The 13,989-nt window shown below is 43.2% G+C and carries 14 protein-coding genes; all 14 read left to right on the top strand.

Going from position 1 to position 13,989, the window contains the following annotated elements:
- Window positions 1-142 precede the first annotated feature (142 nt).
- The 14 genes from KCX82_RS04285 (at window position 143) to murG (ending at window position 13,955) form a co-directional block, all read left to right on the top strand.
- The gene (locus KCX82_RS04285; protein WP_405127666.1) at window positions 143-664 is read left to right on the top strand and encodes an RNA polymerase sigma factor; all 522 of its coding nucleotides are present in this window, start codon (window positions 143-145) and stop codon (window positions 662-664) included.
- Window positions 661-1,131 carry a hypothetical protein gene (locus tag KCX82_RS04280; protein WP_227017206.1) on the top strand — a complete coding sequence of 157 codons (471 nt, stop codon included), beginning with the start codon at window positions 661-663 and terminating at the stop codon, window positions 1,129-1,131. Before KCX82_RS04285 ends, KCX82_RS04280 begins: the two co-directional genes overlap by 4 nt.
- On the top strand, window positions 1,132-1,704 hold the full coding sequence (locus tag KCX82_RS04275; RefSeq protein ID WP_227017205.1) for a hypothetical protein: 573 nt from the start codon (window positions 1,132-1,134) through the stop codon (window positions 1,702-1,704). It begins immediately after the preceding gene.
- Window positions 1,685-2,002 carry a hypothetical protein gene (locus tag KCX82_RS04270; RefSeq protein ID WP_227017204.1) on the top strand — a complete coding sequence of 106 codons (318 nt, stop codon included), beginning with the start codon at window positions 1,685-1,687 and terminating at the stop codon, window positions 2,000-2,002. The genes KCX82_RS04275 and KCX82_RS04270 overlap by 20 nt, the downstream gene beginning before the upstream one ends.
- Window positions 2,003-2,476: 474 nt before the next feature.
- Window positions 2,477-2,908 carry a division/cell wall cluster transcriptional repressor MraZ gene (mraZ, locus tag KCX82_RS04265; RefSeq protein WP_227017203.1) on the top strand — a complete coding sequence of 144 codons (432 nt, stop codon included), beginning with the start codon at window positions 2,477-2,479 and terminating at the stop codon, window positions 2,906-2,908.
- A gap of 8 nt (window positions 2,909-2,916) precedes the next feature.
- Window positions 2,917-3,855: a 16S rRNA (cytosine(1402)-N(4))-methyltransferase RsmH gene (rsmH, locus tag KCX82_RS04260; RefSeq protein WP_227017202.1), complete on the top strand. Its 939-nt coding sequence runs from the start codon at window positions 2,917-2,919 to the stop codon at window positions 3,853-3,855.
- A gap of 6 nt (window positions 3,856-3,861) precedes the next feature.
- Window positions 3,862-4,305, top strand: coding sequence for a hypothetical protein (locus tag KCX82_RS04255; protein WP_227017201.1), 444 nt, complete (start codon window positions 3,862-3,864; stop codon window positions 4,303-4,305).
- A 204-nt stretch (window positions 4,306-4,509) separates the two neighbouring features.
- Window positions 4,510-6,507 (top strand): penicillin-binding transpeptidase domain-containing protein, encoded by a 1,998-nt coding sequence (locus KCX82_RS04250; RefSeq protein WP_227017200.1) that lies wholly within the window; start codon window positions 4,510-4,512, stop codon window positions 6,505-6,507.
- A gap of 45 nt (window positions 6,508-6,552) precedes the next feature.
- Window positions 6,553-8,022: a UDP-N-acetylmuramoyl-L-alanyl-D-glutamate--2,6-diaminopimelate ligase gene (locus KCX82_RS04245; protein ID WP_227017199.1), complete on the top strand. Its 1,470-nt coding sequence runs from the start codon at window positions 6,553-6,555 to the stop codon at window positions 8,020-8,022.
- 1 nt (window position 8,023) lies between these two features.
- Window positions 8,024-9,400 (top strand): UDP-N-acetylmuramoyl-tripeptide--D-alanyl-D-alanine ligase, encoded by a 1,377-nt coding sequence (locus tag KCX82_RS04240; RefSeq protein WP_227017198.1) that lies wholly within the window; start codon window positions 8,024-8,026, stop codon window positions 9,398-9,400.
- Window positions 9,401-9,407: 7 nt separating this feature from the next.
- Window positions 9,408-10,364, top strand: coding sequence for a phospho-N-acetylmuramoyl-pentapeptide-transferase (mraY, locus tag KCX82_RS04235; RefSeq protein ID WP_227017197.1), 957 nt, complete (start codon window positions 9,408-9,410; stop codon window positions 10,362-10,364).
- A gap of 19 nt (window positions 10,365-10,383) precedes the next feature.
- Complete coding sequence (murD, locus tag KCX82_RS04230; protein ID WP_227017196.1) at window positions 10,384-11,748, top strand: UDP-N-acetylmuramoyl-L-alanine--D-glutamate ligase; 1,365 nt, start codon at window positions 10,384-10,386, stop codon at window positions 11,746-11,748.
- On the top strand, window positions 11,749-12,864 hold the full coding sequence (gene ftsW, locus KCX82_RS04225) for a putative lipid II flippase FtsW (protein ID WP_227017195.1): 1,116 nt from the start codon (window positions 11,749-11,751) through the stop codon (window positions 12,862-12,864). It abuts the gene before it with no gap.
- Window positions 12,861-13,955, top strand: a complete 1,095-nt coding sequence (murG, locus tag KCX82_RS04220; RefSeq protein ID WP_227017194.1) for an undecaprenyldiphospho-muramoylpentapeptide beta-N-acetylglucosaminyltransferase — start codon at window positions 12,861-12,863, stop codon at window positions 13,953-13,955. Before ftsW ends, murG begins: the two co-directional genes overlap by 4 nt.
- Window positions 13,956-13,989: the final 34 nt, after the last annotated feature.

Here is a 13,989-nt window from a genome sequence, read left to right as displayed (position 1 = left end):
TATATGATGGAAATTTTTTAGTGTCACAAAAAAGTTGAAGACAATCCAAGGTTTCCGTCGTTATATCTTGCAGAAGGGATATTCTATTCAAAATTTGTTTCAGGGGGGATGACAGTTTTGAATAGTGAGGATGGAAAGGAGGGTGAGAATTATCCTGAAGAGAAACGGACAAACAATAGAAGCTGCTATGAATGACTATGCCGGGCTAATTTTCACCATCTGCTACTCCATGGTAGGAGATTATTTCGAAGCGGAAGATCTTTCCCAGGAGACCTTTGTGGCAGCCTATAAAAACCTTGAACGGTTCGATGGGGAAAATATGAAGGCCTGGCTCGTTAAAATAGCTTCAAACAAATGCCTGGATTATCTGAAAAGTGCCGGGAGGAGAAACATTCCTTCCACGGATGATTTCCTGGAACAGGTGAAAGACCAGGATCCCATCCCTGAGGACAAGGTCGTTCAAAAGGATCTGGAGAAAAGGATGGAGTATTTTTGCAGCTCTTTGAAGGAGCCCTATCAGTCCATTGCCTTTTCTTACTTTTGCAGAAACCGGAATGCTCAGGAGATCGCGATGGAAACCGGAAAAAATTTAAAAACGGTACAGACACAAATTTACAGGGCAAAATCGATGATTCGTAAATTATGGAAGGAGGAATTCGGATGATGGTCATAAACAGACACTTGACCCGGGAAGAGATCCTAAAATTGAAAAAAGGAATACTTCCTTTAGAAGACAAATGCAACGCTCTAGCTCATATTTCCCAATGCAGCCATTGTGCCGATGCCCTGGCTGGGAACTATGAAAGCCGGGATTTGCTGAGCGCTCCGCCTGATTTTATTTCCGAATCTCTCACTAAAATAGAGCAGCTTCCAAAATCCATAGCAGGCAGCAGGATAAGGAACCGGAAACGGGAACTGTATTTTTATGGCTTCAAAGTAAGCGTAGCTGCCTGCATAGCATTGGTGCTGCTGTTTTCCGGGACCTTTAACTATGGGATTACCTTGCTGGGAGAGAGCAGGATTGCGGAAGCCGATTTTTCTAAAGTGAATATCATTACGGAAAATCTCAGGGGATTTTCTGATAAGTTGATTCATATTCAAGTAATTGACCGATTTGGAGGAGGAATTTAAATGATAAAGAAGAGAAGTAGGTTTTGGACGGTGATATTTTCTTTCCTGCCGGGAGCAGGTCACATGTTCAATGGTTTCATGAAACTGGGAATTTCTTTTATGGGCTTGTTTTTTGTGGTATTGGCAGTTGCCTCCTTTCTGAATATCGGAGCGTTGGCTTTTTTGGCCCCGGTAATCTGGTTTTATGCCTTCTTTGACTGCATCAACAGAACCTTTCAGGATGATGAGGAATTCTATACCCAGGAAGACTATTTCCTGTTTACCATTGATCAGCTTGCCAATTACGATTTTGGATTTATAAAAAGAAAAAGCTTGATTATTGGGGCGGCATTGGTTGCAGTAGGGGTTTATTCTCTCTGGAATAACGTTGTCATGTATCTCATTAACAGGTATGATTTTTTACCCAGAGAAGTTTACTCTGCAATTTACAATCTGAGCAGCATATTCCCGCAGCTGGTCATCGGGGTACTGATCATCTGGGCCGGGGTTACCCTGATCCTTGGGAAAAAGAAACAAATTGAGATCCGGGAGAAAGAGGAGGGGGTGAACGCTGATGACTGCGACCAGGAATAGAAGAGTGGGTACTCTGACCCTTGGCATTTCCCTTATCGGAATGGGAGGACTCTTTCTGACTCATATCCTTATGCCTTCCCTGATCAGCTATTCCTTTATTTTCAGACTGTGGCCGCTTATCCTGATTTGTCTTGGAATGGAAGTCATTCTCGCCTATGTGATCAATAAGGAACAGCATTTCTTATATGACGGCTGGGCAGTCTTCATTATGATCGGGATGATGTGCTTCTCCGCAGCCATGGCGGCGGTACAGATATTGTTTGAGTACGGAAGGATCACAGGGAATATTACAATATAATGCTTCAGCATATGAAAACAATATATACTTTTATAAAATAATTCGATTCAATTCAAGGATAGCCGTATCGGCAAAGCTGTTTTCAGAACTGATACTTATGTAAATTTAATTCGTTGGTTTTCAGACAGAAAAGCAAACTATTCCATAATCAGGTGCTTTTCTTCGCCTTACATTATAAATGCTTGCTGAAAACTATATTCATTAAATTTATAAGTATTGAAATTCCTCAAAATGCTTTGCCGATAAGGCGATCCTTTTTATTGGATCCCTTTCATTCCTTTCGCCAATATTTTGTTGGCGAATTTTTTTGTGAATACAATATCTTGTGATTTAACTCTAATGGATAAATTTTCCTTAGTACAAATTCAATAAAAAGTTATAATTTTTGCTTATTTTTGTTGTCTGGTGGTTGAAAAGTGGAGTGAAGTGGAGTATAGTGGTGATAAATCAAAATTTATGGTGGGGAATTGTCTCATGTTTATTGGTGAATATCAAAACTCCATAGACACGAAAGGCAGAATCATTGTTCCGTCCAAATTTCGGGATCAGCTTGGAAGCAAGTTCATTCTAACCAAAGGATTGGACAATTGTCTCTACATTTATCCTATGGAAGAATGGAATAAATTCCAGGATAAACTGGTCAATCTTCCGGTAGCCAATAAGGATGCCAGAGCCTTTGTGAGATACTTCTTTTCCAGCGCTGTAGAATGCGAGGTGGACAAGCAGGGCAGACTCACCATTCCGCAAAATTTAAGAGAACACGCAAAAATAGATAAAGAATTAGTAACAATCGGAGTTTTAAGCAAAATAGAAATTTGGAGCAAGCAGGAATGGGACAACTATAATGAAGGGACCAATCTTGGGCCGGATGAAATTGCTGAAAAAATGGCCGAGTTTGGAATATAGGGATGACGATGGAATTTAAACATACCTCGGTACTGTTTTCCGAATCCATTAAAAATTTAAAAATAAATCCGGATGGAGTATATGTGGATGGAACCCTGGGCGGTGGCGGACATGCCTCTGGAATTTGTGAAAAATTAAATCAAAAGGGGATTTTTATAGGCATTGACAGAGATCATGACGCTATTGATGCGGCAGCCTTGCGTTTGGAAGGCTTCCAATGCCAAAAGATATTTGCGCAGAACAATTATGCGAATATCAAAGACGTTTTAGAAGAACAGGGGATTGAAAAGATTGACGGAGCGATTTTGGACTTAGGGGTTTCATCCTTCCAACTCGATAATCAGGAAAGAGGCTTCTCCTATATGCAGACTGCTGCATTGGATATGAGGATGAATGCAGGGGATACTCTTACAGCCGAAGTGGTTGTCAATGAGTATAGCCAGAAAGAATTGACGGATATCATCAGAAAATATGGGGAAGAAAGATGGGCATCCAGGATCAGTGAGTTTATCGTAAAAGAACGCAGCAAGAAGCCGATCCGGACAACAACGGAGCTGGTGGACATCATTAAAGCAGCCATACCGGCATCCGCCAGAAGGGAAGGCCCTCATCCGGCAAAACGAACCTTTCAGGCGATCCGAATTGAAGTCAACGATGAACTTTCTCAGCTTGAACGGGCTGTAGATGAATTTGTTGACGTTTTGAAGGACGGAGGAAGGTTATGCATCATTACTTTCCACTCACTGGAAGACAGAATTGTAAAAGACATATTTAATCAGAGAGCGAATCCATGCACTTGTCCGAAAGAGTTTCCCGTTTGCGTATGCGGAAAAACAGCAGACGTAAAAAAGATCAGCGGGAAGCCGATCTTGCCGACTCCGCAGGAGCTGGCAATCAATCCGAGAGCAAGAAGCGCAAAACTGAGAGTGATTGAAAAGAAGGGGTAAATTCTTATGATGGCAGCGGAACAATGGTACGAATATCAAGACAGCTATAAACGATATGGTCTTGACATGAAACCGAAGACTGAGAAGAAAAACATTACAAAAGTTAAGAATACAAGTTCAAAATTATCGGCAAAAGATAGATTTCGATTATTGCTGTTAACCGTATTTATGGGAGCCCTCTGCGTTGGATTGATTTTAGCAACTGCCTATGCGGCGAGTATTAAATTCAATATTAACAGCTTAGCAAAAGAAAATGCGGTGATTCAGGGTGAGATCGAAAATCTGAACGTAAAGATCGAGAGTGCGAATAATATTCAAGTGATTGAAGCAAAAGCTACAGCAGAATTGGGTATGGTATATCCGGCTTCAAGCCAGTTTGTATTTATTGATGAAAATAAGGAAACTGTGAAGGATTTTGCATTAGTCTTGAAGGAGCAGGCATATAATTAAGGATATCCATATATAATAGAGTAGAATTCAACAAATCGCACGAATAATTGCATATAGATGAAAGTAACCAGATAACTAAATTATGGAAGTAAGGATGTAATCTGGTTTTTTATTAGCACTGAACCATTTGTCTCTTAATTTGGGCGGGCTAATTTACAGTTGGAATCTGACAGACCTATTTACTTGCTATAAGGAGAATCGAAAATGTCACCCTCAACGAATAAAAATAAAAGAAGATTGGTATTTGTTTTTCTCTGTGTATGCCTGCTGTGTACGGCATTAGCCTTCAGAGTGGGCTGGATCCAGGTGGTCGCCAGTGAAAAATATTCAAAAATGGCTGTAGAACAGCAGACAAGAGACGTACCCATTCCTGCTAAAAGAGGTGTCATCTATGACAGGAATGGAAAGGAACTGGCGATCAGCGCAGTAACAAACAGCATCTGGGCAAGGCCCGGTGTCATTAAAAATGCTGACTCTGATGAAAAGTCGGCCGCACAGCTGGATAAGACCGCCGGAGTACTGGCAGAAATACTGGAGATGGATAAAAATAAAGTTTTAGAAACCATCAGTCAGAACAGAAGTCTTGTAAAGGTGGCAAAATACGTAGATAAGGAGAAGGCCGATAAGATTCGGGAACAGGGACTGAAGGGAATTGAAATTGCGGAGGATGTGAAGAGATATTACCCTCTCGGCGCCTTTGCCTCCCATCTCATCGGAAGCACCACGGACGACAACCGAGGATTGTCCGGCCTGGAACTGAAATACGATAAATATTTAAGCGGTGTACCCGGAAGATGGATCAAAAATACAGACAGAGACGGTGACAGCCTCTCTTATGGAGTAGAAAAATATTTTCAGGCAGAAAACGGCTTGAATCTGGTTCTTACTATAGATGAAGTCATTCAGCATTACATGGAAAAAGCTTTGGAAACCGTACAGGCGAATACCCAGGCAGATCGTGTAATTTCCATTATGATGGACCCGAAAACCGGGGATATTTTAGCCATGGGTATGACTCCGGATTTTGATCCCAACAATCCAAGGGTACCACTGAATCCGGAAGCAGCTGCTTATGTGGATAGCCTTTCGGATAAAGAAAAACTGGATTACTGGAATGCTATGTGGAGAAACCCCATGGTCAGCGATACATACGAGCCGGGCTCCACCTTTAAGCTTCTTACGACAGCCATCGCTCTGGAAGAAGGCGTCACTTCACTGGATGACCGGTTTGTTTGCACCGGTTCCATTATGGTAGCCGGTCAGAAATTGAAGTGCTGGAGATCCTACAACCCCCACGGTGCTCAGAATTTAGTGGAGGCTGTAGGGAATTCCTGCAACCCCGTTTTCGTTACCCTTGCACAGAGAGTGGGAGCAGATAAATATTATGATTATTTAGAGCTCTTTGGTCTCCGTGATAAAACAGGAATTGACTATCCTGGAGAAGGCTATGCCATTCTTCAGAATGAAGATACTGCCGGACCCGTTGGCCTGGCTACCATGTCCTACGGTCAAGGTATTGCAGTAACGCCCATTCAGCTAATCACTGCCGTATCTGCCCTGGGCAATGAAGGAAAACTGATGCAGCCAAGATTGGTAAAAGAACTGAGAGATGACGACGGAAATGTAATCCAAAGCTTTGATACCAAGGTGGTCAGACAGGTGGTTTCCAAGCAGACCGCAGAAGAAATGTGCCTGATTATGGAAGCGGTAGTAGGAGAAGGAGGCGGTGCTACCGCAAAGATACCCGGGTATCGAATCGGAGGAAAAACAGGAACAGCCAATAAAGCACAAGGCGGCGGTTACAGCAATGAAACCTACTCCTCCTTTATCGGGATGGCTCCTATGGATGACCCTCAAATAGCCATACTGCTTGTCGTAGACAATCCGAAGGGTGTCAAGTTCGGGAGCCAGACTGCTGCACCGGGAGTTAAGCTGATCCTTGAGGAGACTTTGAGATATTTAAATATACAGCCTTCGTACAGCCAGGAAGAAATCGAGAGCATGCAAAATCAACTTGCAGTGGTTCCCGATGTAACCAATAAGCTGTTTAGTGAAGCAATTGATCTGATTTCAAAATCATCCCTTAATTATGCAATTTCCCCTGCCAACTCAGATGGGGAAGATTTTACCGTAGTTGACCAATATCCAAAGGCTGGAGAAAAAATGCCTCAGGGAGGGACCGTTTACCTTTATAAAAATTAGGTGCAGATAGAATCAAGGAATTTAACAGCGAAGGGGGACCAGCTAGTGAAATTGATTCATCTATTACATGGCACCGATGAAAAATGCCCGGAGAACTTTGAAGATATCGAAGTTACTGGGGTAACCAATCACTCCCGTCAAATAGAAAAAGGAAATGCCTTTGTCTGTATCAGAGGATACCATACAGACGGCCATATATATGCTGCGGATGCAGCCTCTCGGGGCGCATCTGTTATCATTTGTGAGGAAGATCCCGGACGGGTATCCACCCCGGTGTTACAGGTTCAGGATACCAGAAAAATACTGTCAAAACTGGCTTTGAACTTTTACGGGGATCCCTCAAAAAAAGTGCATCTTTACGGTGTGACAGGAACCAATGGAAAAACCACCATCACCTATATGATGCAAAGTATCCTGGAGGCAGACGGCAAGACTTGCGGACTGCTGGGAACCATAGGATACCGTTTCGGCCAAAGAAAATACGAAGCTGTGAATACGACACCGGAATCCTGTGATCTTCAGAAAATGTTCTATGAAATGAAATCGGAAGGAATCGAACATTGTGTCATGGAAGTGTCTTCTCATGCACTGGCCATGGGCAGAGTGGATGATATTCACTATGAATATGGCATATTCACAAACCTGACGCCGGACCATATGGATTTTCATAATAGTACGGAAGAATATTTTATAGCGAAAAAGAAGCTCTTTTATCTTACAGAAAAAGCAAATGTGATCAATCTTGATGATGAACACGGGAAGAGGCTTTACCATGAATTGAAAGAAACAAGACCTGAGACAGTTACGCTTGGATATTCTTTAAAGGATAGAAAAGCAGAGTATTATGGAGAAATTCTGGAAACCACAGAAAAAGGTTCTATAATCAATGTGATAGAACATATGGATAAGACAGAATCGTTGAAATTGAACACTCCTGGTATATTTACGATATACAATGGTCTTGCTGCTCTTGCCTGTGCCAGAGCGGCAGGCATATCCTGTTCAACCGTTCAAAAGGGACTGGAAAGCTTAAAAGGAGTTCCCGGAAGGTTCGAACTTGTTGAAAACAGCAAAGGCAAATTAGTGATCGTGGATTATGCCCATACGCCGGATGCATTGGAAAAAGTTCTAAAAACCGCATCCGAATTTAAAAAGGGAAGACTCATTTGTGTCTTTGGCTGCGGAGGCGACCGGGACAGAAAAAAGCGGGCGCTGATGGGTGCTGCGGCAGGAAAATACAGTGATTATTGTATCATAACCAGCGATAATCCCCGGTCGGAAAAACAGGAGGACATTGCTGCTGAAATTGAAGCGGGAATCTATGACACGGGATGTCGTTATGAAATCATAGAAAATCGTTATGAAGCAATCAAAAAAGCTGTTTCCATCTGTCAAAAAGGAGACATAATAATGATAGCAGGAAAAGGTCATGAAACGTACCAAATCATAGGAGCCAAAAAGTTCCATTTTGACGATCGGGAAGTTGTAAAAAAAATTATAGAAGACGGTGAATGATATGATGAGAATAACAATAGAGCAAATCGTAAAAGCGGTTAACGGAACCCTGATCCGAGGTACAGGGAAGGGAGAAATAGAAGGTGTGTCCATTGATTCAAGAAAAGTGACGCCGAAGGATGTTTTTTTTCCGCTCTTAGGTGAGAACCATGATGCCCATGTCTTTATTCCTGAAGTTGTGGAAAAAGGATGCAGTGCCGTGGTGGTTTCAAAAGAACCGGAACTCCCGGCAGCAAAGGATACCGTTCATGTAATCCTTGTCAAGGATACCACAAAAGCGCTTCAGGATCTGGCAGCGTACTACCTGTCTCTGTTTGAACTAAAAAAAGTAGGCGTCACAGGCAGTACGGGCAAGACCACAACAAAGGAAATGCTCTATTGGATCTTATCTGAAAAATATCAAACTGCAAGAAATATCGGCAATTTTAATAATCACATCGGGCTGCCCCTTACCATTTTCACACTGGAAAAAGGAACTGAAGCTGCAGTCTTTGAGATGGGCATGAGTGAATTCGGGGAAATTGACCTGCTGGCGGATCTCGTCAGACCGGATATTGGCATCATCACCAATATCGGAGCCTCTCACATTGAGAATCTGGGTTCCAGAGAAAATATCCTGAAGGCAAAGCTGGAAATAACGAATTATTTCCAATCTGACAATATCCTGATTGTCAATGAAGATCTGGAGTTGCTTTCCAAAGAAAAAACCAAAGGAAATTATCGCCTGATTACTGCCGGATCCACGGGAAGGAGCAGTTTTATACTTTCGAACATCCGAGATCACGGCGAAGACGGCATTGAATTTGCTGTGGAACATAAGGGAGAGCTTCAGGATTTCAGACTGTTTGTTCCGGGAAGGCACAATGCCTATAACGGCGTTCTTGCCGTTGCTGCCGCAGCCTGTCTTGGCATTTCCATGAAAGAAGCGGCAGAGGGATTAAAAAAGATGGTGATTACCGATAAACGTCTCAATATTAAAGGAAAAAACGGGATGAAGATCATCGATGACACCTATAATGCCAGCCCTGATTCCATGAGGGCGGCTATCGATGTGCTGATCTCCACTATCGGAGTCAGAAAAATCGCAATCCTTGGAGATATGTTCGAACTGGGAGAAAAAACAAAACAATTCCATTATGAAATCGGACAGTATGCAGGAGAGCAAGGCGTGGATCTTGTCATCGCGGTGGGCAGCCTTGCCAGGCATATTGCCGAGGGCGCACTTACAAAACTGGAAAAAAATAAAGTGATTCATTACGAGACAAAGGAGTTGCTGATGAAGGACATTGGTAGTATGATATCATCTGGTGATGTTATATTGCTGAAAGGCTCACGTGGCATGGCAATGGATCAAGTAGTGAAAAGAATAATGGAGTGAACGAAGCATGGAATATTTACAAATTGGAATAACAACAGCAATTGCGTTTATTATAACAGTAATCGGAACCCCGCTGACGATACCCGTTCTGAAACGCATCAAAGCAGGTCAGAGCATTCGGGAAGAAGGACCTAAATCTCATATGGTAAAATCAGGAACTCCCACCATGGGAGGCATTGCTATCATTGGTGCTGTTTTGATTACCTGTTTTACCGCAGGAAAAATTACAACGGATTTGGTCATTATTATTGTCGCCTTTGTCGCTTTTGGGGCCCTGGGATTTATAGACGATTTTGTAAAGGTTTCCCTGAAAAGAAATCTGGGATTGACTGCAAAGCAGAAGCTTTTGCTGCAAATCATCATTGCAGCATGCCTGGCGCTGTATCAATCCAGGGTTTCCGTCTATGGCACATCCGTATTTATTCCTTTTGTAAATATGTATCTGGACTTTGGCATCTGGTACATACCATTTATTTCTTTTGTGGTGGTTTCCATGGTAAACAGTGTAAATCTCACAGACGGGCTGGATGGTTTGGCTTCGGGAGTGACTTTGATTGTCGCACTGTTTCTGGCTTTGGTGGGAACGACTTATGGATTTACCACAACGGCTATATTTTGTGCAGCCATGGCAGGAGCTTGCTTTGGATTTCTGATGTTTAACAAGCATCCGGCGAAAGTCTTTATGGGGGATACCGGATCTTTGGCATTGGGAGGAGGCATTGCGGCTGCTGCCATCATGATGAACATCGAACTGATTATACCCATTGCCGGCGGCGTTTACGTTGCAGAGGCGCTTTCGGTTGTCTTACAGGTAGCAAGCTTTAAGCTCAGAGGAAAAAGGATTTTTAAAATGGCACCGCTGCATCATCACTTTGAGCTGTCCGGATGGAAGGAGACCAAGGTGGTTGGGGTGTTTTGGATGGTTACCTTTGTCTTATGCGCAATCAGTTTGTTGGTGGTCTAAGCAGGAAAGAAGGGATAAAATGAATCATTTGGAAAACAAAAAAGTACTGGTAGTAGGTTTGGGAAAATCAGGAATTGCAGCTGCTCAAGCTCTTTTAAAGTTGGGCGCTGTGGTTTCTGTCTACGATAAAAAACGGGAAGAGCATATCGACCCGCAGTTAATTCAGTTTCTTCGCAACAAGAATGTAACTTGCTATTTTGCAATGGAACCGGATGAGACCGATAACCTGGATATGGTGGTCATCAGCCCTGGCGTGCCATTGGATATCGAGTTTGTCCAGAAGGCAAAGGCAGCAGGCGCGGAGGTCATCGGTGAACTGGAGATCGCCTACCGGGTAGGCAAGGGCAAATATGTTGCGATAACAGGAACCAACGGTAAAACCACAACCACGACACTGGTTGGAGAAATCTTCAAAAATGCCGGCAGAAAAACCCATGTGGTTGGAAATGTGGGAGTTGCAGTCATTTCCAAAGCCTTATGCTCTTCCGAAGAGGATTGGATGGTGACGGAAACCAGCAGCTTCCAGCTGGAGACAACCAAGTATTTTCAGCCAGAGGTTTCAGCTTTGCTGAATATTACACCGGATCATATGGATCGTCATAAGACTTTGGAGAACTATGCCCAGGCGAAAGCCATGATTTTCAAAAATCAAAATGAAAACCAATATTTTGTTGTGAACTATGATGACGAGGTATCCTATGGACTCATCAGTCAATGCAAAGCAAAAGTCATTCCCTTCAGCAGAAAAAGCGTTCTGGATCAGGGCTGCTTTGTACTGGATGGGGATATTGTCATCAAGGATGAAGAGGGTACGTATATTGATATCTGCGGTGCGGACGAATTGAAAATTCCGGGAGCTCATAACCTGGAAAATGCGCTGGCTGCCGCAGCGGTAAGCTATTATGCCGGAATTTCAAAAGATGTTATTGCAAAAACCCTGAGAGAATTTGAAGGGGTCGAGCATCGTCTTGAATTTTCAGGGGAAGTAGACGGCGTTCGTTTTGTCAATGATTCCAAGGGCACCAATCCGGATGCTTCCATCAAGGCTATCGAAGCGATAAACGGCGGAATCATTTTGATTGCGGGCGGCTATGACAAAGGCTCTCAGTACGACGAATTTATCAACGCCTTTAATGGCAAAGTAAAGCATCTGGTACTGCTGGGCAAGACCGCGCCCAAGATCAAGGAAACTGCTGAAAGACTAGGTTTTACCAACATTACCATGGCAAAGGACATGGACGAATGTGTAAAAGTCGGATACAAGCATGCACAGCCGGGAGATACGGTATTGCTTTCACCTGCCTGTGCCAGCTGGGATATGTACACCTGTTTTGAACAAAGGGGAGAACATTTTAAAAATTGCGTTAGGGATTTGGAGAAATAAATGGCTGCTAAAAAAAGGACCCGTATGAAGTCGGGAGATTTTGTGTTGACCATTATCGTTCTGGGGTTGGTGGTTTTCGGAGTTATCATGGTTTTCAGCTCCAGTTATTATAATGCCATCAATGATTCAGGAGATCCTTATTTTTATTTGAAACGAGATATTGTTTGGGCTGCACTCGGTTTGGGTGCCATGCTTTTTTGTGCTATGTTCGATTACCGAATGTATGCCAAAATAGCGCCGGGTATTCTTGCAACCAGCGTCCTTTTACTGGCATTACTGTTTACTCCTTTGGGAATCACAAGAAATTACGCAACAAGATGGATCGGTGTCGGAGAATTTACGGTGATGCCGGGTGAAATTGCCAAAATTGCGGTAATCATATTTGTTGCCTGGTATCTGAGCAAAGATCCAAAGCGGATCCGGTCCTTTACCAAGGGGGTTCTGCCCCTTCTTGGCCTTTCCGGCGTATACTTCGGCTTAATTATCCTGCAGCCTAACTTGTCCACGGCCATTACCATCTGTGGTATCATTATCGGAATGATGTTTGTGGCCGGACTGAATATATTATATCTGGTAGGAATTGTGGGAATCGGTGCCGTTGGTATTACCGGTATGATTCTCACCGACGAAGGCGGTTATCGTCTGAAAAGACTCACCAGTTTTCTTGATCCTTTTCAGGACCCGCTGGGGGACGGTTATCAGGTAATCCAATCTCTTCTCGCTCTGGGATCCGGCGGACTTTTCGGCGTAGGCCTTGGAAAAAGTATTCAAAAGACTTTGTATCTTCCCGAACCCCAAAATGACTTTATCTTTGCAATTATCGGCGAGGAGCTGGGTTATATAGGCTGTCTTCTTCTCATTGCCTGTTATCTCGTTTTAATCTGGAGAGGGATTCATATTGCCATCAATGCTCCCGATATGTTTGGAACACTGCTGGCTTCCGGTATCACCATCATGCTCGCTCTGCAGGTAGTTTTAAATATTGCCGTTGTGACATCTTCCATGCCTCCAACGGGAATCACTCTTCCTTTCGTCAGCTACGGAGGGAATGCCTTGATGCTCTTTATGGGGTCAATGGGAATTTTGCTGAATATTTCAAGGAGGACGGTAAGATGAAAGTTATTATGACCGGAGGCGGTACCGGGGGACATATTTACCCGGCTATAGCCATTGCGGATAAAATAAAAAGAAAACATCCGGATGCGGAAATCTTATTTATTGGTACGGAAAAAGGAATGGAAAAGGATCTGGTGCCGAAGAACGGGTATGATATCAAATTTATCACCGTAAGCGGATTTCACCGTAAAAAGCTGTGGAAAAACGTGAAAACAGCCAGGGATCTGATCAAGAGCAACAGACAGACCAAGAAAATTCTGGAGGAATTCCGTCCCGATTTGGTTATCGGAACCGGCGGATATGTCTGCGGGCCTGTGGTGAGACTGGCCCACAAGATGGGAATTAAAACTTTTATTCATGAACAAAATGCATTTCCAGGAGTTACGAATAAACTTTTGGAGAAATATGTCGATAAAGTATTTGTGAGTTTTTCTGAATCCAAGGAATACTTCAAGGATGCCGATAAACTTGTGGTAACGGGAAATCCGATTCGAAAAAGCTTTTTTATCAGCAGCGGAAATACCAGCAGGGAAAAACTGAAAATAAAACCCAGCGAATTTGTCATTCTCTGCTTTGGCGGCAGTCTTGGTGCGGGGAAAATAAACAGCACCATGGTGGGTGTTGTGGAAGCGCTCAATCAGATACCGGATCTGAAGCTGTTTTTCATCACCGGAAAAATATATTATGAAAGAATTTGCAATGCCCTGCAGGAAAAAGGCATTCAGTCTTCCGAGCATATCAACATCATGGAGTATGCGGACAATATGCATGAATATCTTTCTGCTGCGGATCTGGTCATCAGCCGGGCAGGCGCTCTTACCGTATCGGAAATTACTGCCTGCGGAAAGCCCTCCATCCTGATCCCGTCTCCCAATGTTACCGGAAATCATCAATATTTCAATGCAAAAGTCGTGGCGGATAAAGGCGGTGCCGTTATCATAGAAGAAAAGGACTTAACGGAAGAAAAACTCATTGGAATCCTTATGCGTTTGAAAAATAATAAGGAAGTGTTGAACGGCATGGCAAAGGCCAGCGAAAAAATCGGAAGGATCGATGCAGTGGATATGATTTATGACCATCTGGGAATATAACGAGGTTTCGTTTACGAAACGCTATCTTTTGCCA

Source organism: Sinanaerobacter chloroacetimidivorans (assembly GCF_018128545.1).
In the GTDB taxonomy this organism is placed as follows: Bacteria; Bacillota; Clostridia; order Peptostreptococcales; family Anaerovoracaceae; genus Sinanaerobacter; species Sinanaerobacter chloroacetimidivorans.
Note: the sequence above shows the minus strand (reverse complement) of the source record. Positions and strands in the feature narration are given on the sequence as shown.

What these genes read in the sequence shown, in the direction of transcription:
- KCX82_RS04275 (WP_227017205.1), top strand. Translation starts at nt 1,132, where the DNA reads ATGATAAAGAAGAGAAGTAGGTTTTGGACGGTGATATTTTCTTTCCTG.
- KCX82_RS04270 (WP_227017204.1), top strand. Translation starts at nt 1,685, where the DNA reads ATGACTGCGACCAGGAATAGAAGAGTGGGTACTCTGACCCTTGGCATT.
- murG (WP_227017194.1), top strand. Translation starts at nt 12,861, where the DNA reads ATGAAAGTTATTATGACCGGAGGCGGTACCGGGGGACATATTTACCCG.
- KCX82_RS04255 (WP_227017201.1), top strand. Translation starts at nt 3,862, where the DNA reads ATGATGGCAGCGGAACAATGGTACGAATATCAAGACAGCTATAAACGA.
- KCX82_RS04250 (WP_227017200.1), top strand. Translation starts at nt 4,510, where the DNA reads ATGTCACCCTCAACGAATAAAAATAAAAGAAGATTGGTATTTGTTTTT.
- rsmH (WP_227017202.1), top strand. Translation starts at nt 2,917, where the DNA reads ATGGAATTTAAACATACCTCGGTACTGTTTTCCGAATCCATTAAAAAT.
- ftsW (WP_227017195.1), top strand. Translation starts at nt 11,749, where the DNA reads ATGGCTGCTAAAAAAAGGACCCGTATGAAGTCGGGAGATTTTGTGTTG.
- murD (WP_227017196.1), top strand. Translation starts at nt 10,384, where the DNA reads ATGAATCATTTGGAAAACAAAAAAGTACTGGTAGTAGGTTTGGGAAAA.
- mraZ (WP_227017203.1), top strand. Translation starts at nt 2,477, where the DNA reads ATGTTTATTGGTGAATATCAAAACTCCATAGACACGAAAGGCAGAATC.
- KCX82_RS04240 (WP_227017198.1), top strand. Translation starts at nt 8,024, where the DNA reads ATGATGAGAATAACAATAGAGCAAATCGTAAAAGCGGTTAACGGAACC.
- mraY (WP_227017197.1), top strand. Translation starts at nt 9,408, where the DNA reads ATGGAATATTTACAAATTGGAATAACAACAGCAATTGCGTTTATTATA.
- KCX82_RS04280 (WP_227017206.1), top strand. Translation starts at nt 661, where the DNA reads ATGATGGTCATAAACAGACACTTGACCCGGGAAGAGATCCTAAAATTG.